We start from the raw sequence: 21,193 nt of genomic DNA, 5'->3' as shown, positions 1-21,193 counted from the left end.
CCCGACGCGGCTGCCCGCGGTCGCCCGTTCCACCCCACCCCCGTGACGGGTGGCCCGAGCGCCCCGCGGGCAGCGGCCGGCCTATCCCTTGCTGACGGCCTGCAGGATCTCCGGCAGGCTCGTCGCGACCTTCCGGGCGCCGAGCCTCAGCCCCACCCAGGTCGCGAGCAGCCCGTACAGGACGCCCACCGGGAGCAGCAGCCACAGCAGCGCGTGCAGATCCGTCACGTGCAGCGTGATCGTCAGCGCGATCAGCGGCAGGCACAGCACCGCCGCCGACAGCATGCCGCCGAAGATCCCGGCCCACGCCAGCCCCGCCTGCCCGGGGGCGACGTTCTTGAAGGCGCCTTCCGACGGGATCGAGTACGGGTAGTACGCCGAGGCCAGCGCGCCCGTGCAGAGCATCGCGCCGAGCAGCCCCAGCGCCAGGCCGAGGGCCTCCGGCAGCGCGGACCAGTCACCCACGAGCCCGGCCGTGACCGCCGTGACCAGGACGGTGTACGGCACGGTGACCAGCCCCAGCGCGTAGGCCCGGCCGCGCAGTTCGACGAACGCGTCCCGGGAGGACGACATGGTCTGGGCGACCATCCAGAACGCCGAGGTGTCCTGGCCGAACTGGTTGTACATCTGCACGCCCAGCATGCCCGCGCCGAAGCACGCCAGGTACACGGAGCCGGTGCCCTGGAGGGCGTTGAAGACCGGCACGATCAGGCCGACGGCCAGCGCCGTCACCCACGCCGACTTGGTCTTGGGGTCCCGCACGACGTAGCGCAGGGTGCGCTGCATCACCGTGCCGGTGCGGCCCCCCGGCAGCAGGGCCCACAGCCCGCCGCCGGTCGCCCGCTCCTTCTCCGGCCCGGCCGCGGCGAGGGTCGAGCCGTCGGGGGTGACCATCAGGTTGGTCAGCCCGCGCTCCCAGCCCCACAGCAGCAGCACCAGCGCCGCCAGGGTCAGGGCCAGCTGGACCGCCGCCCGCCCGTACGCGCCCGCGCTCACGGAGTCCACCATGCCGATGGCGGTGGCCGGCGGCAGCCAGCGCACGACCGCCTCGACCGGCTCCAGCGCGGTCAGACCGCCGGCCTGGGTCAGCCGCTGGCTGGCGAAGTTGGCCAGCTGCGCGCCGACCGCGATCAGCAGACCGCTGAGCAGCGCCAGGTCCCGTCCCTTGCGGCTGTTCAGCAGCCGCACGTTGGCCGTGGCGACGGCCCGCGCCAGCGCCACGCACACCAGCAGCAGCAGCGGCACGGCGAGCACCCCCGCCGCGACGGCGGCCCCGTCGTCCGCCACCGCCACCACCGAACCGACGGCCAGACAGAGCGTGAAGAACGGGCCGATGCCCACCAACGACGACACGAGCAGCGCCCGCACCATCGGCCGCGGCCGCAACGGCAGCATCACCAGCCGCGACGGGTCGAGCGTCTCGTCCCCCGCCGCGAAGAACAACGGCATGAACGCCCAGCTCAGACCGAGGATCGCGGCCAGCACCACCACCGCGGTGCCCGCGTGCGCGTGCCCGCGCAGCAGCGCCAGCACGAGCACCACCACCGCGGCGGCCAGCAGCGCGAACACGGCCGAACTGACGAAGGCGGCCTTGCGCTTGGTCGATCCCCTGAGCCCGTTGCGCAGCAGCGCCAGCTTCAGCCGGACGAACGTCGAGGTCAGCGAGGGCGCGGCGGCCGGGTCGGCGGCCACCGGGGCGGCCGGGGCCGCGGGAGTGGCCGTGGTCATCGTGCGCCGCCCAGCCAGTCCAGCGCCTCACCGGCGTCGCGGCCGTGCGCGCCGACCAGTTCGAGGAACGCGTTCTGCAGCGAGGGCGCCGCACCCCGTACGTCGGCCAGCGGGCCGGCGGCCCGGATCCGGCCGCCCGCCATCACGGCGACCCAGTCGCACAGCGACTCCACGAGCTCCATCACGTGCGAGGAGAACACGACCGTGGCGCCGGAGGCGGTGTAGCGCTCCAGCACACCGCGGATGATCTGCGCCGAGACCGGGTCCACGCCCTCGAACGGCTCGTCGAGGAACAGCACTTCCGGGTTGTGCAGGAGCGCGGCCGCCAGGCCGATCTTCTTCCGCATGCCCGTGGAGTAGTCCACGACCAGCTTGTGCTGGGAACCGGCCAGGTCCAGGACGTCCAGCAGCTGCGTCGCGCGCTTGTCGACCTCGTCGCCCGGCAGCCCGCGCAAACGGCCCATGTAGCCGAGCAGTTCCCGGCCGGAGAGCCGCTCGAAGAAGCGCATGCCCTCGGGGAGCACCCCGATCCGGGACTTCACCGCGGCCGGGTCGCGCCACACGTCGTGCCCGGCGACCTCCACCCGGCCCTGGTCCGGGCGCAGCAGCCCGGTCACCATCGACAAGGTGGTCGTCTTGCCCGCGCCGTTGGGCCCGACCAGGCCGACGAACCTGCCCGCGGGCAGCTCCAGGTCGATCCCCGACACGGCGATCTGCTCACCGAAGCGCTTCCACAGACCTTCTATCCGTACCGCCGGTGCGGCCTGGACCGCACCACCCGTTCCACCGGCACCGGCCATCAGCCAGCCCTGCCTCTCGTCCGTCCCCGTTGGTCGCCATCACCATAGGGCCAGGTCACGAGGGTCGAGCAGTTACTTATGTCATGAGTTCACCCGGCGTTTTTCACACGGGTACACCCCGGCGTCCTTCGCGTGCCGTCACGCGCGCTGCGCCGCCCGGGCCGCCGCCGCGTCCCGGCCGCAGGCGTAGGCCAGCGCGTCGATGAGCTCGTCGATGTCGGGCAGCCAGCGGTTGGCGGGCGTCGGGCGCATAGCCCACTGCACCGAGCCCTGCACCCCGTACCGGGTGGGCGGCGCCGCGACGTACTCGCCCTCGCCGCGTACCACCAGGTCCAGCGAGGCGGGCGGCCAGCCGAGCTTGCGGATGAGGTCCGGCAGTTTCGCACCGGCGCCGGGCAGCACGAAGAACAGCGTCCGCCGGTCCGGGGTGCGGGTGACCGGGCCCACGGTCAGCTCCAGCCGCTTCATGCGCGCCAGCGCCAGGAAACCGGCGGTCTCGGGGACGTCGATCGCGTCGAAGGTGCGGCCCGTGGGCAGCAGGATCGACGCGTGGGGGTGGCGGGACCACATCCGCCGGACCTGCACGGCGCTGCCCGTGGCCTGCGCCGCCCAGTCCTTCACGGCCGGGTGGGCGCCCGGCACCGTGCAGCCCTCACCGCCCCCGCAGGAGCACAGTTCCCTTCCGTCACCGGCCTCCAGCCAGGTGCCGGCGAACACATCCCAGTGCCGCTCTTCCGCGTACCGCACGGCATGGTCCAGCAGCTGCTCACCACGCTGCTGGGGGATGGGCGCGGTCTCCGTGACTCCGATCGTCTCTTCCACGTCCTTCACAACTTCCGCGGTCACGGGGGGTTACGGTCCTCGACCCGCCGGTGGGCGGTGCATCGATCCTGCACGCGGGGCGCATCGGTGCACGGACGGGGGCGCGTGGGAGGACGGTGAGCGGGGAGTGGGTAGCGACACGTCGCAGAGCGGAAGATTCTCCGCCAATCCGCCGGGAAGTGATCATTCGAACGATCACCCGCGGCCACAGGGGGTTTTCATGGCAGCCAGGCCTCTCGTCGCCCGCCAGCCGAACGAACGGCTGCAGGCGCTCATCCAGGAAGCCGGGTGCTCCAACGCCGGGCTCGCCCGCCGCGTCAACATGTGCGGCGCCGAGCACGGCCTCGATCTCCGTTACGACAAGACGTCCGTCGCCCGGTGGTTGCGCGGGCAGCAGCCGCGCGGCCGGGCCCCAGGGATCATCGCCGAGGCGCTGGGCCGCAAGCTCGGCCGTACCGTCACCATCGACGAGATCGGCATGGCCAACGGCAAGAACCTCGCCTCCGGCGTCGGGCTGCAGTTCTCCCCGACCGTCCTCGGGGCCATCGAGCAGGTCTGCGAGCTGTGGCGCAGCGACGTGGGCCGGCGGGACTTCCTCGCCGGGTCCAGTGTCGCCGCGTCCGCGCTGGTCGAGCCCAGCCGGGACTGGCTGATCACCGGGGCGGACAGCCAGGTCGCCCGGTCGGGCGGAGCGCGGGTCGGCATGTCCGACGTGGACGCGGTCCGGGCCACCACCGAGGCGCTGGTGGACCTCGACCACCGGTTCGGCAGCGGCCACGTCCGGCCCGTCGTCGTGCACTACCTCAACAGCGTGGTGTCCGGCCTGATCGGCGGCTCGTACCGGGAGCAGGTGGGTCGGGAGCTGTTCGCGGCCGTGGCCCGGCTGACCGAACTCGCCGGATACATGGCGGTGGACACCGGGCAGCCCGGGCTCGCCCAGCGCTACTACATCCAGGCGCTGCGGCTGGCCCAGGCCGCCGGTGACCGGGCGTACGGGGGCTACGTCCTGGCCGCCTCGATGAGCCACCTGGCCGCCGAGCTCGGCAACCCGCGGGAGATCGCGCAGCTCGCGCGGGCCGCGCAGGAGGGCACGCGGGGGCAGGTCACGCCGCGGGCCGAGGCGATGTTCTACGCGGCGGAGGCCCGCGGCCACGCCTTGCTGGGCGACGCCCGGGCCACGGCCGTGCTGTCCGCGCGGGCGGTGTCCGCGCTGGAGCGGGCCCGGCCGGAGTCCGGCGACGACCCGGTGTGGATCCGGCACTTCGACGAGGCGTACCTGGCGGACGAGCTCGCGCACTGCCACCGCGACCTCGGGCAGGCCGAGGCCGCGGCGCGGCAGGCGCAGACCGCGCTGCGCGCCCTGCCCGAGGGCAAGGCGCGCAGACGAGCCATCGGGATGCTGCTGCTCGCGGCCGCGCAGGTGCAGCAGCGCGAGGTGGAGGAGGCGTGCCGGACGGCCGCGACGGCGGCCGAGGTGCTGGGGTCGCTGCGCTCGAACCGGGGGGCGGAGTACCTCGACGACTTCCGGGCGCGGCTGGAGCCGTACCGGGAGGAGGCGGCGGTGCGGGAGTTCACCGCCGGGTTGGAGGCGCGGGCGGCGGCCTGACGGGCGAGCGGCCTGGCGGGCGAGCCGCCTGGCGGGCGAGCGGCCTGGCGGCCGGGGCGGGCCGGGCGGCCCGGCCGTCGGGCCGGGGGCTCCGGCCGGGGGCTCCGGCCGGGCCTGCCGTCGGGTGGGGGGACGGGGTAGCGTGGCCGACGGTTTGTACGAACGTCGGTGAGGAGTCCCGGTGACGCAGAGCGGACAAGGGGGCGAGCCCTGGGGGCCGCCGCCCGGCCATGTCCTGGGCCCGGGTTACGAGGGGCCGGGCGCGCCCCACGGCCAGGGCTACCCGCCGCTGCCCGACGCCGTCACCCAGTACATCCCCCCGGTGCCCGGGGCGAACGACGGCGACGCCGCCACCCAGTACATTCCCCCTGTTGCCGGGGCGAACGCCGGTGAAGCGGCCACCCAGTACATTCCGCCCGTGCCCGCGGCTTCCGCCGACGACGCCGCCACTCAGTACATCCCGCCCGTTCCGGGCGGGGCCGCGGCGGACTACGACGGGCTGTTCCGGGACAGTGCGGGCGGCCACACGCAGGTGTTGCCGCCGATCGCCGAGCCCGTGGCGCCCGGGCCGTACGGTCGGGGTCGGCCGCAGCCGGGGGCCGGGGTGCGGCAGCCGCACCAGCAGCCGCAGCCCCAGCCGTTCACCCCGTACCCGGAGGAGGACGTGTCGCGGCGGCCGTCCGCGCCCGTCATCGCGGCGGCCGTGTTCGGGCTGGCCGTGATCGGGCTCGGGGTGGGGACCTTGCTCGGGGACGACGCCCCGGCGCGCAACGACGACCCGGCGGCCGTGGCCGCCACGCCCACCCCGGGGCCGTCCTCCTCGGCCGCCGGCGAGACCCCGGTGGACCCGGCCCGCTCGCAGGCCGTCCAGCTGGACAAGCTCCTCGCCGACAGCAACGACAGCCGGTCCTCGGTGCTCCAGGCCGTGGAGCACATCAAGAGCTGCAAGAACCTCGACGACGCGGCGTCGGACCTGCGGGACGCGGCGCGCCAGCGCGAGGAGATGGTCACCCGGCTCGGCGAGTTGAAGATCGACAAGCTGAAGGACAGCGCCCAGCTGTCCGCCGCCCTGACCAAGGGCTGGCAGTCCTCGGCCGCCGCCGACAAGCACTACGCGGCCTGGGCCGACGAGCTGGACGGCAAGAAGAAGGACTGCAAGGACGGCCACGCCAAGCCGTCGGGCCATGCCGTCGACGGCAACAAGGCGAGCGCCGAGGCGACCCGGGCCAAGGAGACGGCCGCGACCCTGTGGAACCGGATCGCGACCCAGTACGGCCTCACCAAGCGCGACAAGTCGCAGCTCTAGGGCCTGATCCGGAAGCCAGGCCCTAGCTGCGCGGTGCCGCCTCCAAGGTCTGCGTCATGTCCATAGAGGGCTGGTCGCCCGGCTGGGCGACCAGCCGGCCGGCCTGGACGAGCTGGAAGCTGACGCGGGCGTTCGTCAGCCGCGGGTAGCCGCCGACGGCGCGCAGGTCCTGGAAGCGCCAGCGCAGGTCCGGGGTGAGGCCGCCGGTGCTGACGCCCTCGGTCCGGTTCAGCGCCCGGGCCACGCTGCGGGCGGTGACGTCCTGGCCGCCGAGCTGCTTCAGGATCTCGCTGAGCACGGTGTACGCGATCCAGGTGGTCTGGGTGCCGTCGTCGGCGGGATCGGCGTCGTCGTCGCCGAAGGCGAAGTCGGCCACCACCTTGCGCATGTGGTCCCACAGCGGGTCGGTGGCCACCGGGTACCAGCCGGTGACGTACGCGCCCTCGAACGGGCTCTCCTTGCCGCCGGTCCGGTCCACCAGCGCCTGGCTGACACTGCCGAGGACCGACGCGATCTGCGGCTTGCGCGGCGCCTGGGGGCCGGAGGCCTGAACCGGGCCCTGCCCCTGGTCGACCCGGCGGAAGGAGTCGAAGAAGGTCTCGGTGCGGGCGCCGAGCACCGCCGTGACGCAGCTGCGGCCGCGGTCCTTGGTCCGGCCGACCTCGGCCATCGCCTCGCGGGCCTGCGGCCCGTAGTCCCCGGCGTCCTCGGCGGCCCGGATGTCGGCGGCCTGCATCTGGCGGGTGGCGCGCAGCCCGGCGTTGAGCAGCACCGGCATGGAGTCGCCGACGAGGGTGTCGGGCCGGACCAGGGCGACCTGCTCGCAGGTGCGGGCCAGCTGGTGCCCGGCGCCGGCCAGCAACGCCGGCTGGCCGCCGTTGACGGGGAAGGACAGGGTGCTCTGGAACTCCTCGGCGGAGACGCCGTAGCCGCCGATGAACGGGATGCCGGCGGCCTCCAGCGGGGCCATGAAGGCGCGGCCGTGCTGGCTGTAGGAGCCGACCACGGCGACGGCCTTCTCGGCGACGGCCTGGCGGGCGCAGTCGGCGGCCCCGGTGGGGGTGTTGCGCTCGTTGCAGGTCAGGACGCGCAGTTTGTGGCCGTTGATGCCGCCCTTGCTGTTCACCCAGCGTGCGTAGGCCTTGGCCATGGCGGTCATACCGCTCATGTTGGTGGCTTTCGTGCCTTCAGGGGCGAAGGTGACGACCGTGAGGGTCTCCCCGGATCCCCCCGAGGTCCCGGGGAGCACGCCGCACCCGGCGAGGAGGCACACGCCCGTCGTCACGGCCAGCAGGGATCGGAGTCGAGTCGTGCGTCGCCTTTCGCTCATGGACCTGCACCATGCCGCGCCGTCGGTAACGGGGATGTGGGCGGTTCGCAACGGGCAGTGACGGCCAGGTGAACATCCGGGGTGGTCCGGGGTCGTCCCGGCCGTACGGGCCCGCGTCCGGGGTCGTCAAGATCGTGTCAGAGGCGGAACGTACGATCGAAAGCGTGACATTCGTCCAAGCTCCGAATAACCCCTCCCGCCGCGGCCGCCGCTCCTCCACCATGGGCGGCATGCCGCTCAACGACATGCCGTGGTGGCGCTGGCGCAGCAATGTGCGCTCGGCGCTGCACATGCTTTCCGACCCGGTCTTCCAGGAGGACACCTGGCTGGCCGGGGTCGAGGGCTTCGGGGACGTCACCGACGCCGTGTACCGCCTGGTGGAGGACACCTGGCTCGACAGCTGGTCCGCCGAGAAGTACGTCGGCACGATCTTCCGTGACTCCCAGGAGGCCGCCCTCGTCGACGTCGCCGTGCTGCGCGTGCTGCGGATCCTGCACCAGATCGGCCCCGACGCGCCCGTCTCGGCGTACCTGGACCACCACGGCTGGCCCGAGGCGGTCCGCGCGGCCCGCGAGGCGCACGTGCGGCTGGCCACGGCCGACGGCGACGACCCCGACGCCCGCCCGCGCTCGCTCGAAGTCCTGCGGATCCTGACCCGCGCGGTGTGAAAGGCTGTGGGGTCATGAGCGAAGACCCGCAGCCGCAGTCCCACCAGTACGTCCTGACCCTCTCCTGCCCGGACAAGCAGGGCATCGTGCACGCCGTGTCGAGCTACCTGTTCATGACCGGGTGCAACATCGAGGACAGCCAGCAGTTCGGCGACCACGACACCGGGCTGTTCTTCATGCGGGTCCACTTCTCGGCGGACGAGCCGGTGACCCTGGAGAAGCTGCGGGCGAGCTTCGCGGCGATCGGCGACTCGTTCCGGATGGACTGGCAGATCCACCGCTCCGACGAGCGGATGCGGATCATCCTGATGGTGTCGAAGTTCGGGCACTGCCTCAACGACCTGCTCTTCCGTAGCCGGATCGGGGCGCTGCCGGTGGAGATCGCGGCGGTGGTCTCCAACCACACGGACTTCGCCGAGCTCGTCGCCTCCTACGACATCCCGTTCCACCACATTCCGGTCACCCGGGAGACGAAGGCGGAGGCCGAGGCGGCGCTGCTGGAGCTGGTCCGCTCGGAGAACGTGGAACTGGTCGTGCTGGCCCGCTACATGCAGGTGCTCTCCGACGCCCTGTGTAAGGAGCTCAGCGGCCGGATCATCAACATCCACCACTCCTTCCTGCCGAGCTTCAAGGGCGCGAAGCCGTACCACCAGGCGCACGCGCGCGGGGTGAAGCTCATCGGCGCCACCGCCCACTACGTGACGGCCGACCTCGACGAGGGCCCGATCATCGAGCAGGAGGTCGAGCGGGTCGGCCACGACGTCACCCCCGACCAGCTGGTGGCCATCGGCCGCGACGTGGAGTGCCAGGCCCTGGCCCGCGCGGTGAAGTGGCACAGCGAGCACCGGGTCCTGCTCAACGGCTCCCGCACCGTCGTCTTCGCGTAGCCCGCCCGCCCGGGACTGCGCCTGCGCCCGCGCCTGCGTGCCCGTGCCCGGGTGGCCGGGGCGGGCCGGGCACCCGGGCACGGGTACGGGCACAGGCGACGGGTACGGGCGCGCCGGTCACAGCCGGCTGAGGGAGGCCGCCGCGTACAGGACGTCGCGGATGGCCTCCCGGTCGCCGTGCTGGCCGGCGGCCGCGTCGTCCGGGGCGATGTGGCCCGCGGCGAGCTGGCAGAACTCCAGCCCGTCCAGGGCGATCTCCGCCACCGTCCGGTCGGCGGAGGTCGCCGCCGCCGGGGAGTCCAGGGCGATGTCCCAGCTGCCGCCGCCCGCGCCCTCGATCTCCAGGTGCAGGGTCCGGCCCGGCGCCCCGGCCGCGACCAGCTCCTGCGCCGGGGCCGCGAGCCCGCCCCGGCGGCGTACGGCGAGGACCGTCGGCAGCAGCCGGGCCGCCAGGTCGATCATCCGGTGCAGATGGGCGCCCGACGGCGGCTCGTACGGGTAGTCCACCGCCTCGGCGATGTCCCAGGCGTGCACCCAGCACTCGAAGGCCCGCTCCAGGAAGGCGTCGCCGAGCGGCAGCGAGAAGTCGCCGTAGCCCACGCACAGGTCGGCCACCCCGCGACCGGCGAACGACACCGTCCGCACCAGGGTGTGGCCCTGCTCCCGCCACGGCTCCCGCACCTGCCGGGTCACCGGGTACGGGGACGAGGACCAGAACTGCTCGGTGCGCGCCGTCGGGTCGCTGCCCGCGTGGGCGCCGAGCGGATCGGCCAGGCCCAGCGCGGTCGCGATCAGCCCGTCCACCGTCAGCAGATGGCCGATGACACCGGCCACGGTGGTCCGGCGGGAGGTGTGCCGGTCCTCCTGGAACCACTTCAGCCGCACCGGAGTGTGCCACTCCGCGTCGCCGAAGTCCTGCAGCAGCGCGTCCAGCCGGGCCGTCTCGGTGTCGTACGGCGTCGCCCAGGACGGCACCGGGATCCGCGCCGGGCGCTTGCCCAGGCAGTCCTCCAGCACCCGCGAGCGCAGCAGCGGTTTGAGGTCGAGGCTCTCGTCGGGGTGCAGCAGCCCGACCGCGTCCCGCAGCCGCAACGCCTCCTCGGCGCACGGCGCGCACTCGGTGAGGTGGTCCTCGACGGCCTGGGTCTCCTCCACCGAACACGCCGACAGCGCCCACGCGCCCAGCAGGGACTTCAGCACGTCGTGCGTGGGCGGGGCGGGCGCCGGGCGGGGTTCGGGCAGCACGTCCCAGTCGTCCGCCGCCGCGCGGGGACCCGGTATCCGGGCGCCCCCGCCCCGGGCCTCGGGTCCGTCGTCGGGGGAGTCGGGGGAGTCGGGGAACTCCGCGGGGTCGTTCATCGAGAACTTCCGTATCCGGGCGGTGCGGTGTCCTCGTGCGGGAGGACGTTGGCGGTCGACAGCAGCTGGAGCCCGAGGCGCAGCCGGCGGCGCGCCTCGTCCTCGCTGATCTTGAGGTCGGCGGCGGCCTGGCGGTAGTCGCGCCGCTTGAAGTACGCCAGCTCCAGCGCGGCCCGCAGCGGGGCGGGCATGGAGGTGACGATGAAGTCGGCGCGGGCCGCGGCGTTGGCCGTGGCCACCTTGCGTTCGAGCTCCTCGCGCGAGCCGCGCCCCAGTTCGGCCTGGCGCAGCCGGGCCACCGCCTGGCCCTGGGTGATCCGGGCCACCCAGGAGCGCATGGACCCCTGCTTGGGGTCGTAGGCGTCGGGGTTCTCCCAGATGTAGCCGAACACCTCGCGGGTGATCCGGTCCGCCGCCGTCTCGTCGCCCAGCACCCGGTGCGCCAGGCTGTGCACCAGTGACGCGAACCGGTCGTACAGCTCCCCGAGCGCGGCGGCCTCGCCGCGGGCGAGGCGTTGCTGCATGCGGCGGTCCCAGCGCGGTGGTACGTCCTTAGGCATCGTGCCCCCAGCCGTGTGTCGACTCCTCGAATGTAGTGGGCACATACGCGTTCGCGCCTGTTTTACGGGAACGTCCCCTCGGACGAGGACGCCTCGTGCTAGGCGGGCGGGGGACGCGCCCCGGCGCGCTCCTCGTGCGCGGGTTCGATGCGGCCACCCCCTTGCCGCCTTTCCTTAACGCGCGGGCCACCGAAGCCGTACGCTTCGGCCTGTCTTGATCTGAACCCCACCGCACATGTGAAGGCGGAACGCCGAGATGGACAGCGCAGAGTACGAGCGCAAGATCGCCGCCCGATTCGCCACCTTCGACCAGGACGGCAACGGATACATCGACCGGGAGGACTTCAGCGTCGCGGCGCAAGCGGTGCTGGCCGAATTCGGTACCACCGCGCGTTCCGACCACGGGCAGGCCGTGCTGGGCGGCGCCGAGTTCTTCTGGCAGGGCCTGGCCGGGATCGCCGACGTGGACGGCGACCAGCGGGTGACCCGCGAGGAGTTCGTCACCGGCGCGGTCAAGCGGCTGCGGGACAACCCGCAGGGCTTCGCCGAGATCGCCCGCCCGTTCCTGCACGCGGTCATCGCGGTGGCGTGGGACGGGGTCGGCGCCGGGCCGACGCGGGAGGCGACGGCCCGGGTGCTGCGGGTGCTGGGGAGCACGCCGGAGCTGGCCGAGACGGTGGCGCGCCACCTGGACGCCGACGGGGACGGCCGGATCTCGGAGGAGGAGATCCTGACCGCCTTCGCGGCGTACTGCGGCGTGGCCCTGCCGGACGCGTAGCGCCTCCGGCGCGACCGACCGACGAAACCGGCCCCGGCCGGGCCGGGCCCTTGGGGGCGCGGGGAACTGCGCGGGCAAGGCCCGACGGCTCGCACCGCCGCGACGTGGGTGATCCGCGCGGTGGTGGCGGTGTGGGGCTTCGCCGTGGGTGTGGGTGCCGTCCGGCGGGCTGCGGGCCGGTTCTTGGCTGGGCGCGCCGTTCCTCGCGCCCCTGGGGTGGGGCTTCGGTGGGGGCGGGGGTGTGCCCCTGGGGGTGGGCTTCGGTCCTGGTCAGGTGAAGCGTTCGCGGAGTTTGTGTTTCAGGACCTTGCGGAGCGTCTCGTTGCGGGGGAGGGCCTCGACCACCTCCAGCTGCTCCGGCAGTTTGTGGGTGGCCAGGCCCTCGCCGCGCAGGTACGCCGTGACCTCCGCCAGCGTCAGCGGCGCGGCTCCCGGCGGCTGTTCGACCACCGCGCACACCCGCTCGCCGCGCTCGGGGTCGGGCAGCCCGATCACGGCGGCGTCGCCGACCCCCGGCAGCCGGTGCAGCAGGTCCTCGATCTCCTTGGCCGAGACGTTCTCGCCCTTGCGGATGATCACGTCCTTGGTGCGCCCGGTCAGCACCAGGTGCCCCTGTGCGGTGAGGTGGCCGAGGTCGCCGGTGATCAGGTAGCCGTCCGCGTCGAACGCCTGCGCCGTCTGGGCCGGATCCAGATAGCCCTGGCACACGGCCTCGCCGCGCAGCCGGACCTCGCCCTCGGTGCCGGCCGGCAGCGGCTTGCCGTCGGCGTCGGTGATCCGGACCGACATGCCCGCGGGCGGCCGGCCCTCGGTGGTGGCCAGGTGCTCGGCGGTGTCGTCGGGCGAGTTCATGGTGATCATCGGGACCTCGGTCATGCCGTAGCCGTGGGTGAGCTGGCAGCGCAGCTCACGGACCACCGCGTGGTAGATCTCCGGCGGCTTGGGCGCGCCGCCGCCGGCCAGCAGCCGCAGGCTGGGGATCAGTTTCTCGCCGGGCGTCCTGCGCTGCTCGGCGAGGAACATGGAGTAGAAGGCGGTGGAGCCGCCCGCCACGGTGACCCCGTGCCGCCGGTAGGCGGCCACCGCCTCCGGCAGGGCGAACGTCTCGAACAGGACCGCCGGGAACCCGTACAGCAGCAGCATCACCAGGTAGTCGGGCCCGCCTATGTGCGCGTACGGGAAGGCGATCGAGCCGACGTCGGTGGGTCGCAGGCGCAGCGCGTGGGCCAGGCAGGAGCCGCCGGCGAGCAGCGAGCGGTCGGTGTGCAGGACGCCCTTGGGGTCGGAGGTGGTGCCGGAGGTCCAGTAGATCCAGCGGACCGCCGTGCCGTCCGCCGGGGGCGGGGGCAGCACGGCCGGGTCGCCGCCGGGCAGGTCGGCGTAGACCTGGAGGACGCCGCGGGCGCCGAGCCGGTGGGCCATCTGCGTGTGGTCGAACCCGCGCCAGACGCCCGGTACGGCGAAGAACTCGGCGCGGGAGGAGCGCAGCGCGAAGGCGACCTCGCGGTCCCGGTAGAAGGGGATCACCGGGGACTGGACGGCGCCCAGCCGGGCGAGGGCGACCGAGAACAGCACCGTCTCGATCCGGGTGGGCAGCTGCCAGGCGACCACCGTGCCGGGCCGTACGCCGAGGCCGTACAGCCCGGCCGCCACCCGCTCGCCGCGCTCGCGCAGGGCCCCGAAGGTGAGGGTGCGGCCGGTCTCGGCCTCGATCAGCGCGGGGGTGTCCGGGGTGAGCGCGGCGCGCGCGGCGACCAGGGACCACAGGGTGGGGGAGCCGCTCAGCTGCTCGGGTGCGGACATCGGGGACCTCCAAGTCCTGACGTTCCGTCAGATCGACTGGAGAGCGTAGGGCGCTGCCGCTTGTCGGTCCAGGGGTGGCGGGGCTAGCTTGTTTCTGACGATCCATCAGAAACTGTGAGCCGTTGCCCAGGAACGCTCAGGGACCATGCGAGGGGAACCCATGGAACTGCCCCGGATCATCAGCGTCGACGACCACGTGATCGAGCCCGCCCACCTCTTCGACACCTGGCTGCCGGCCAAGTACCGGGACCGGGGCCCCCGGGCCGTCACGGCGGGCATCGGCGAGCTGGCGTACGTCGGGGGCAAGTACCAGATCACGATGGACCCCGACGGCCCCCCGACCGACTGGTGGATCTACGAGGACCTGAAGTTCCCGTACAAGCGCAACATCGCCGCCGTCGGCTTCGACCGCGACGAGATGACCCTGGAGGGCATCACCCGCGAGGAGATGCGGCGGGGCTGCTGGGACCCCAAGGCGCGGCTGGCCGACATGGACCTCAACCACGTCGAGGCCTCCTTGTGCTTCCCCACCTTCCCGCGGTTCTGCGGCCAGACCTTCGCCGAGGCGCACGACAAGGAGGTCGCGCTGGCGTGCGTGCGCGCGTACAACGACTGGATGGTCGAGGAGTGGTGCGGCGACAGCGGCGGCCGGCTGATCCCGCTGTGCATCATCCCGCTGTGGGACATCGACCTGGCGGTCGCGGAGATCCGGCGCAACGCCGCGCGCGGGGTGCGGGCGGTGACCTTCTCGGAGATCCCCACCTACCTCGGCCTGCCCTCGATCCACTCCGGCTACTGGGACCCGTTCTTCGCCGTCTGCCAGGAGACCGGGACGGTGGTCAACATGCACATCGGGTCCTCCTCGCAGATGCCCGCCGCCTCCCCGGACGCGCCGCCCGCCGTGCAGGCCTCGCTGAGCTTCAACAACGCCATGGCCTCGATGATGGACTTCCTGTTCAGCGGGGTGCTGGTGAAGTTCCCGCGGCTCAAGCTGGCCTACAGCGAGGGCCAGATGGGCTGGATCCCGTACGCCCTGGAGCGCGCCGACGACGTCTGGCGCGAGCACCGGGCCTGGGGCGGGGTGCGCGACCTGGTCCCCGAGCCGCCGTCGACGTACTACTACCGGCAGATCTTCTGCTGCTTCTTCCGCGACAAGCACGGCATCGCCTCGCTCGACGTCGTCGGTCGCGACAACGCCACCTTCGAGACCGACTACCCGCACGTGGACTCCACCTTCCCGCACACCAAGCAGGTCGCCCTCGACCACGTCGAGGGGCTGGACGAGGAGACCGTCCACAAGCTGATGCGGGGCAACGCGATCCGGATGCTCGGCCTGGACCTCGTCTGATGGACCTGACGTACACCGAGGAGGAAGAGGCCTTCCGCGCACGGCTGCGGGACTGGCTCGCCGGGGCGCTGGCGAAGCTGCCGCCGAAGCCCTCGCCCGGCGACTGGCCGGGCCGCCGCGCCTACGACGCCGGCTGGCAGCGGGCCCTGTACGACGCGGGCTACGCCGACCTGCACTGGGACGCGTCCCCGACGCAGCGGCTGATCTTCCTGGAGGAGACCGAGCGGGCCGGGGCGCCGTACGTCGGGGCCAACTTCGTCGGACTGCTGCACGCCGGACCGACCATCGCCGCCGAGGGCACCCCCGAGCAGCGCGAGCGATGGCTGCCGCCGATCCTGCGGGGCGAGGAGATCTGGTGCCAGGGCTTCAGCGAGCCCGACGCCGGCTCCGACCTCGCGGCCCTGCGCACCCGGGCGGTGCGCGACGGGGACGACTACGTGGTGACCGGCTCGAAGATCTGGACCTCCCACGCCGAGGTCGCCGACTGGTGCGAACTGCTGGTGCGCACCGATCCGCGCGCGCCCCGGCACCGGGGGATCTCCTGGCTGGCGATGCCCATGGACGCCCCCGGGGTGACCGTACGGCCGCTGCGGACGCTCGCCGGGTCCGCCGAGTTCGCCGAGGTGTTCCTCGACGAGGTCCGGGTCCCGGTCCGCAACCGGGTCGGCGACGAGAACGACGGCTGGCGCGTGACCATGGTGACGCTGTCCTTCGAGCGCGGCACCGCGTTCGTCGGCGAGGTGGTGGCCTGCCGCCGGGTCCTGGCCGAGCTGGCGCGGGCCGCCCGGCGCAGCGGGCGCTGGGACGATCCGGCGCTGCGGCGCCGGCTGGGGCGGCTGCACGCCGAGTTCGGCGCGCTGTGGCGGCTCACCCAGTGGAACGTCAGCGAGGCGCAGCGCTCCCCGGGCGGGGTGCCGGGGGTGGGCGGCTCGGTGTTCAAGCTGCGCTACTCCCACGCCCGCCAGGAGCTGTACGACGCGGCGGCCGAGGTGCTGGGCGCGCGGGCGCTGGTGCTGGACGGGGAGGGCGGGCCCTGGGTGGCCGACCGGCTGTCCTCGCTGTCGTACACGATCGCCGCCGGCACCTCGCAGATCCAGCGCAACATCGTCGCCGAGCGGATCCTCGGCCTCCCGAAGGGCGGGTGAGGGCGGCCGTGGACTTCCAGCCGACGGAGGAGCAGCGGGCCCTGCGGGCGGGCCTGCGCGAGGTGCTGGCCGCCCGCTTCGGTCAGGACGCGCTCCGCGCGGCCGTGGCGGCGGCCGAGGCCGGCGCGCCGGTGGTGGACCGGCGGCTGTGGCGGGAGCTCGGCGACACCGGGTTCTTCGCGCTCGGGCTGCCGGAGGAGGCGGGCGGGGTCGGGCTGGGCCTGCCGGAGGCGGTCCTGCTCTTCGAGGAGGCCGGCCGGGCCCTGCTGCCGGGGCCGCTGGTGGCGACCTGGCTGGCCGCCGGGACGGTGCCGGGGGCGGCGGAGGGCCGGGTGCTGGTCACCGCGTACGACCTCGGCGACGGCCTGGTGACCTACCCGGCCGAGGCGGACGCGGTGCTCGGCGGGTCCGGCCCGGCCGCGGTCGCGGCCGGACGCCCCGCCGTCGCGGCCGGGCCGGCGGCATCGGTGGACCCGCTCACGCCGCTCGGCCGGGCGGCCCGCTCGGAGGGGACGGCCGAGGCCCCCGGGACCGCCGGGAGCGTCGGGACCGCCGGGACCGCCGGGACTCCTGGGAGCGCCGGGAGCGCCGGGACCGCCCGGCCCGCGGCGGCCGGGCCGGGGGGTGCGGGCGGGCCCGGGGAGCCGGCCCCGTACCGGCGCGAAGGGGCCTTGCTGACCGCCGCGCTCCAGGTCGGCAGCGCGCTGCGCACGACCGAGCTGGCGGTGGCGTACGCCGGCCGCCGCGAGCAGTTCGGCCGGCCCATCGGCGCCTTCCAGGCGGTCAAGCACCTGTGCGCGCAGATGCTGGTCCGCGCCGAGCTGGCCCGTACGGCGGTCTACGCGGCAGCGGTGACCGGCGACCCGGTGGAGACCGCGGCGGCCAAGCTGCTGGCCGACGAGGCGGCGGTGCGGGGCGCCCGGGACTGCCTCCAGGTGCACGGCGGCATGGGCTTCACCTGGGAGGCCGAGGTCCACCTGCACCTCAAGCGGGCCTGGCTGCGCGCCGAGCAGTGGCTCACGGCGGCGGAGGCGGAGGAGGCGCTGGCGGCGGACCTGACGGAGAGTTGATATCGCTTCGTGTCCTTCGCCCGACTCGCTACGCAGGGGAGTGGAGGGCGGGCTCCGGTACGCTCCCTCGGTACGAGTGGTTCAGCGGCGAGGGCGTCGCACAGTATGCACCACGCCTACTCCTTCGCGCTGGAATATGCCCGAAGCGCTTGTTGTGGTGACTGTAGGTCAACCATGCTGCTCCACAAGGGGGTCACGGACCGTGATCCTAGTCTGTCGCGAGGCGAAGTGTCCGCCGGTTCGGATGGTGTGAGCGGTGCAGGTGCTTCAGGTTCAGCTGGAGGTAGGGCCGGATCCCGCGGAGGTCGGCCGGGCCCGCCGATGGGCGCGCTCCCGGCTGGCGGGATCGGGCATAGGGGACGACGAGTCGCTCACCGAGACGCTGATCCTGCTGATCTCGGAGCTCGTCACCAACGCCGTGGTCCACACCGGCTGTCCGGCGGTCCTGCGCATGCTGTTCGGCGGCCCGGGCGTCCGGGTCGAGGTCACCGACGCCAGCGACCGCCCGCCCGCCCCCCGGCACGCCTCCGGGGACGACACCGGCGGGCGCGGCCTGGAGCTGGTGGACGGCCTCGCGGACCGGTGGGGCTGGCAGCGCGAGGGTGCGGGCAAGCGGATCTGGTGCGAGATCGACCGCGCCCGGAAGGACTGCGCGCAGCGCTCCGAAAAAACCGCCCCGGCCCGGGAACCGCGCGTGTACCTCTAACGAGGTGTTGACGGACCGTCATGCGTTGATCACCCTGGAGTGGAGCGATTCGTCGCGAGGGGACGCCAAGGGTCGACCTTGACGAGTGCGGGTCGTGGGGTGGCGGCTGCCGTGCCGCGCTCGGGGCGCGCACGAACCGTGCGCCGCCACCCACAGAACCGCGCCGACTAGACGTCGGTGGCGCAGATGACGTCGTACGGGCGGCCGACGGACAGGGTCAGCTGCATGGGCTCCGTGGTGCCCGACGGGCATTCGGACTTCGTCTTGACCAGGTCGAGCACCTTGTAGGAGCCCTTGCCGGCCGAGGCGCAGGCCACTTCCTGGGCCTGGTCGGTGATGCAGTCGCCCTTGACCAGCTGGCCGCCGCCCGCGCCGGCGTCGCCGGGGTGGTCGCCCGAGAGGTTGCGTCCGCACACCGTGTTCGTCGGGATGCCGCCGCCCTTGGAGGAGCCGTAGGAGATGCTCACCTTGATCATGATGTCGGTGCCGGCCGGGCACTGGATCGAACCGGGCAGGATCCCGGCCTCCTTGATCTCCAGCGCCTTGAACGTCGCCCCGGGGTCGGAGCACTTCAGCGCCTTGTAGCCGTCGGGCCTGTCGTCCGGGTCGGGGCCGCCGCAGTCGCCGACCTGCCAGGAGCTGGAGGTGTTCTTCGACGGGGAGGCCGAGGCGGAGGGGGACTTGGACGAGGACGACGACGAGGAGTCCTTGCCGCCGAACACCTTGGACGCCGCGTAGCCGCCGCCCAGGAGCAGGCCGAGGACGACGAGCGTCGTCAGGCAGCCGCCCGAGCGCCGCGGCGGGGTCGGCGCGGCGGGGGGCGGCGGAGGGATCGGGCCGCCACCGTACTGGGACATGGACTGCTCCGTTCTGGGCGAGGGAGGGAAGGACGTGGGCGTGCCGTACGGGATGCCGGAAGAGGCGCGCAGGCGCAGGGTGTACGTCCCCTACGACGCGGCATGGACACCTCATGGTTTCATGCCCTCAGTCGAGGCCGAAGTACTTTCTGACCGGCTCCATGCCGTCCTTCACCAGTCCCGGCCCGGTCCAGCTGAAGCGGGTCTCGCAGGACTCCGCGTCCGTCCTGCGCAGCGTGATCGTGACCGGAGCACCCTCCAGGTGGACGGGCTCGGGCAGCCGGGCCACGTCCCTCAGCGCGTCCACCCCCGCACCGGCCCGTAGGACGAAGGACACCGAGGGGTGGTCGCCCGGCCGCAGCGTCACCTCGACTGCGGCCCCGGGGCACCCGTGGGCGGCGACGCTGCCGCCCCACTGCGCGACAGCGGTCCCGCTGGGCCGGTCCGGGGTCGTCACCGTCCGCCGCGCCCCGCCCGGCGGCAGGCGCCAGGTCCAGGTCTCGGTGCTCGTGCACGCGGTCTCGCAGAATTCGTACTCCCGCACCGGCTCGTCACCCGAGCGGTAGCGCAGGTTCTCGCCGATCCCGTTGCCGGCGCTGAGCGCGCCCGCGAGCACGAGCCACGCCAGCGCCACCAGGGTCTGGGCGGCGACGGGCAGCACCGGCAGCAGCAGCTTCCAGCGCCGTGCCGCGCTCGCCCTGCTGTAGACGGACCGCCTGACGGGCTTCCTTCCGCCGCTCAGCTGCTCCTGGACCCGCAGGTGGCGGAACTGGTGGACGGCGCCGGTCTGCCGCAGCACTCCCAGCGCGTGCGCGGTGTCCACGAACGTCCAGAACCGCCAGGGCAGCCGCCCGGTCAGGCTGAGCCAGATCCGGGACACCAGGTACGAGCCCCAGGTCGAGCCGAAGAGCGCGGCGAGCCCCGCCGCCCCGCCCACGAACAGGCTGAAGGAGAGCAGGGGCCTGCTAGGGACGTCCAGCACCATGCTCAGCCAGCCGCCGACGGCGGCTCCCATCAGCGTCCCCACGAGCAGGGCCGACAGCCAGGCGAGGACCGCGTACCGGCGCAGCACGCCCCGCGGGCCGTGCAGCACGTCCTCGGTGACGTGCACCTGGATCCGCTTCTCCCGGACGGCCATGTGGACGAAGAAGCCCGCGCCGCCCGTCACCAGCCCGGAGGCCAGACCCAGCACCGGACCGATCAGCAGGGAGAGGAACCAGCCGTACGAGCAGGCGAAGGCGAGCCCCACGGCCGCCGCGGTGACCGGGGAGTGGATCTGCCACCAGGCGAACTCGTGCGTCTCGTCGCGGTTCATCTGCCGTGCGATCGTGGTCAGGTACAGCTCGGCCTGCTCCGCGTCGAAGCGCGCGTCGGACAGCGGTCCGAACGCCGCCGGGAGGTAGCGCGTCAGCAGGTGGGACTCGATCGCCTCGGGGGTGGGGAACCTGGCCCCGTCCAGCAGTTCGGCGGGGTCGGTCGACCTTCCCCGGTACGCCGTCAGCACCAGGTACAGCATCAGCGGTGAGGACAGCACGGTGGCCAGGGCGGTGTCGGGCCGGTTGCGCAGGGCCTCGTGGACCGGGTCCCAGCGGGTGTCGCCGGCGAGCGTCGACTCCTGGAGGTAGCCGACCGCGTCGGCCGTCCCCACCTTCTCCAGTTCCACGACCGCGGCCCGCGTCAGGTACTGGCCGCTGTTCCTGACGGCCTGTTCGTACTCGTGGGCCCGGCAGGTCACCAGCAGCGGGAGGCCGTCGGCGACGGCCGTGTCGATCGCCTCCACGGCGAGGGAGTGCAAGGGGGCGGGCAGTTCGTCCAGGCCGTCGAGCACGGGCATCACCCGGTGCTCGTCGAACAGGGCCTGCGCGAGGTCGGCTCCGCCGCTCTCGCGCACGTGCTGGATCATCCAGTCCCGCAACCCGACCGTCGGCCGCCAGGAGGACAGCGCCATCAGGACCGGGACCGGCTCGTCGGGCTGCCAGGCCGCCAGGAGGTCCTTGGCCAGCAGCAGCGCGAGGACGCTCTTGCCGGAGCCGGGCGCCCCCAGCACCATGAGCTGGCGCCGGGGCAGGCTGCGCAGGAACTCCGGGACCGCCCGCACGTCGCCGTCCAGGGGGTGCCCCTCGATGCCGAGGGCCCGGGCCGGCGGTTGCACGGGCCGCCCGGAGCGGGACCAGCGGACCGGGATCCGGCCCGGGCGTTCCAGCCGGAGCCGCCCGACCTCGCCGTCCAGCCGGGTCTTCACACGGACGTGCAGCCGGCGTGCGGCGCGATCGGTGTCGGTGACGACGTCGCCGTCCACGATCTGGATGTTGGTCTGGCTCTGGACCACATTCTCGGCCTGCACCCCCCTGATCTCTTGCTTCCAGCGACTACCGCGCATGTGGCGCCGTCCCCCGTGGTAGTAGTGGTCGGAACGTGAG

The 21,193-nt window shown here is 73.4% G+C and carries 17 protein-coding genes and 1 pseudogene; 9 read left to right on the top strand and 9 right to left on the bottom strand.

The features are described 5' to 3' along the window. Positions 1–81: 81 nt before the first annotated feature. The 3 genes from LG632_RS02840 to LG632_RS02830 form a co-directional block, all read right to left on the bottom strand. Positions 82–1,728, bottom strand: coding sequence for a transporter (locus LG632_RS02840; RefSeq protein WP_226724786.1), 1,647 nt, complete (start codon positions 1,726–1,728; stop codon positions 82–84). After that, on the bottom strand, positions 1,725–2,528 hold the full coding sequence (locus tag LG632_RS02835) for an ABC transporter ATP-binding protein (RefSeq protein WP_226724784.1): 804 nt from the start codon (positions 2,526–2,528) through the stop codon (positions 1,725–1,727). Before LG632_RS02835 ends, LG632_RS02840 begins: the two co-directional genes overlap by 4 nt. Positions 2,529–2,666: 138 nt before the next feature. Continuing rightward, the gene (locus tag LG632_RS02830; protein WP_226724860.1) at positions 2,667–3,359 is read right to left on the bottom strand and encodes a bifunctional DNA primase/polymerase; all 693 of its coding nucleotides are present in this window, start codon (positions 3,357–3,359) and stop codon (positions 2,667–2,669) included. Positions 3,360–3,570: 211 nt separating this feature from the next. On the opposite strand from LG632_RS02830, the gene LG632_RS02825 reads away from it, so the two are divergent. Then, entirely contained in the window at positions 3,571–4,956 is a 1,386-nt protein-coding gene (locus LG632_RS02825; RefSeq protein ID WP_226724782.1) for an NsdA family TPR-like regulatory protein, read from the top strand. 181 nt (positions 4,957–5,137) lie between these two features. Then, positions 5,138–6,262, top strand: a complete 1,125-nt coding sequence (locus tag LG632_RS02820; RefSeq protein ID WP_226724780.1) for a hypothetical protein — start codon at positions 5,138–5,140, stop codon at positions 6,260–6,262. A gap of 22 nt (positions 6,263–6,284) precedes the next feature. Here the strand turns inward: LG632_RS02820 and LG632_RS02815 are convergent, their stop codons facing one another. Further along, a complete protein-coding gene (locus LG632_RS02815; protein WP_226724778.1) occupies positions 6,285–7,592 on the bottom strand; it encodes an ABC transporter substrate-binding protein in 1,308 nt (435 codons plus the stop codon). A gap of 221 nt (positions 7,593–7,813) precedes the next feature. On the opposite strand from LG632_RS02815, the gene LG632_RS02810 reads away from it, so the two are divergent. Both LG632_RS02810 and purU read left to right on the top strand, forming a co-directional pair. Further along, positions 7,814–8,260 (top strand): SCO4402 family protein, encoded by a 447-nt coding sequence (locus LG632_RS02810; protein ID WP_226724856.1) that lies wholly within the window; start codon positions 7,814–7,816, stop codon positions 8,258–8,260. Positions 8,261–8,274: 14 nt separating this feature from the next. After that, entirely contained in the window at positions 8,275–9,147 is an 873-nt protein-coding gene (purU, locus tag LG632_RS02805; protein WP_226724777.1) for a formyltetrahydrofolate deformylase, read from the top strand. A 117-nt stretch (positions 9,148–9,264) separates the two neighbouring features. Here the strand turns inward: purU and LG632_RS02800 are convergent, their stop codons facing one another. Then, positions 9,265–10,884 (bottom strand): maleylpyruvate isomerase N-terminal domain-containing protein, encoded by a 1,620-nt coding sequence (locus tag LG632_RS02800; RefSeq protein ID WP_508618712.1) that lies wholly within the window; start codon positions 10,882–10,884, stop codon positions 9,265–9,267. Further along, positions 10,845–11,030 (bottom strand): annotated as a pseudogene (locus LG632_RS30815) (sigma factor); the annotation flags it as partial. The pseudogene LG632_RS30815 and the gene LG632_RS02800, both read right to left, overlap by 40 nt. A 292-nt stretch (positions 11,031–11,322) precedes the next feature. On the opposite strand from LG632_RS30815, the gene LG632_RS02790 reads away from it, so the two are divergent. Beyond that, a complete protein-coding gene (locus LG632_RS02790) occupies positions 11,323–11,844 on the top strand; it encodes an EF-hand domain-containing protein (protein WP_226724771.1) in 522 nt (173 codons plus the stop codon). Positions 11,845–12,114: 270 nt separating this feature from the next. On the opposite strand, the gene LG632_RS02785 is transcribed toward LG632_RS02790, so the two are convergent. Continuing rightward, complete coding sequence (locus tag LG632_RS02785; RefSeq protein ID WP_226724769.1) at positions 12,115–13,647, bottom strand: class I adenylate-forming enzyme family protein; 1,533 nt, start codon at positions 13,645–13,647, stop codon at positions 12,115–12,117. A gap of 145 nt (positions 13,648–13,792) precedes the next feature. Between LG632_RS02785 and LG632_RS02780 the strand changes: the two genes are divergently transcribed. The 4 genes from LG632_RS02780 (at position 13,793) to LG632_RS02765 (ending at position 17,916) form a co-directional block, all read left to right on the top strand. After that, entirely contained in the window at positions 13,793–14,995 is a 1,203-nt protein-coding gene (locus LG632_RS02780) for an amidohydrolase family protein (RefSeq protein WP_226724767.1), read from the top strand. After that, on the top strand, positions 14,995–16,140 hold the full coding sequence (locus LG632_RS02775; protein ID WP_226724765.1) for an acyl-CoA dehydrogenase family protein: 1,146 nt from the start codon (positions 14,995–14,997) through the stop codon (positions 16,138–16,140). Before LG632_RS02780 ends, LG632_RS02775 begins: the two co-directional genes overlap by 1 nt. Before the next feature lie 8 nt (positions 16,141–16,148). Continuing rightward, positions 16,149–17,210 (top strand): acyl-CoA dehydrogenase family protein, encoded by a 1,062-nt coding sequence (locus tag LG632_RS02770; RefSeq protein ID WP_226724763.1) that lies wholly within the window; start codon positions 16,149–16,151, stop codon positions 17,208–17,210. A 256-nt stretch (positions 17,211–17,466) separates the two neighbouring features. After that, on the top strand, positions 17,467–17,916 hold the full coding sequence (locus LG632_RS02765) for an ATP-binding protein (protein ID WP_226724761.1): 450 nt from the start codon (positions 17,467–17,469) through the stop codon (positions 17,914–17,916). Positions 17,917–18,083: 167 nt separating this feature from the next. Here LG632_RS02765 and LG632_RS02760 read toward each other — a convergent pair whose 3' ends face one another. Then, complete coding sequence (locus LG632_RS02760; RefSeq protein ID WP_226724759.1) at positions 18,084–18,773, bottom strand: hypothetical protein; 690 nt, start codon at positions 18,771–18,773, stop codon at positions 18,084–18,086. Positions 18,774–18,900: 127 nt separating this feature from the next. Beyond that, the gene (locus tag LG632_RS02755) at positions 18,901–21,117 is read right to left on the bottom strand and encodes an NACHT domain-containing protein (RefSeq protein ID WP_226724757.1); all 2,217 of its coding nucleotides are present in this window, start codon (positions 21,115–21,117) and stop codon (positions 18,901–18,903) included. Between the last annotated feature and the right edge of the window lie 76 nt (positions 21,118–21,193).

It is taken from the genome of Streptomyces antimicrobicus (assembly GCF_020532625.1).
Taxonomy (GTDB): domain Bacteria; phylum Actinomycetota; class Actinomycetes; order Streptomycetales; family Streptomycetaceae; genus Streptomyces; species Streptomyces antimicrobicus.
This window is presented reverse-complemented; position numbering and strand designations above follow the sequence as displayed.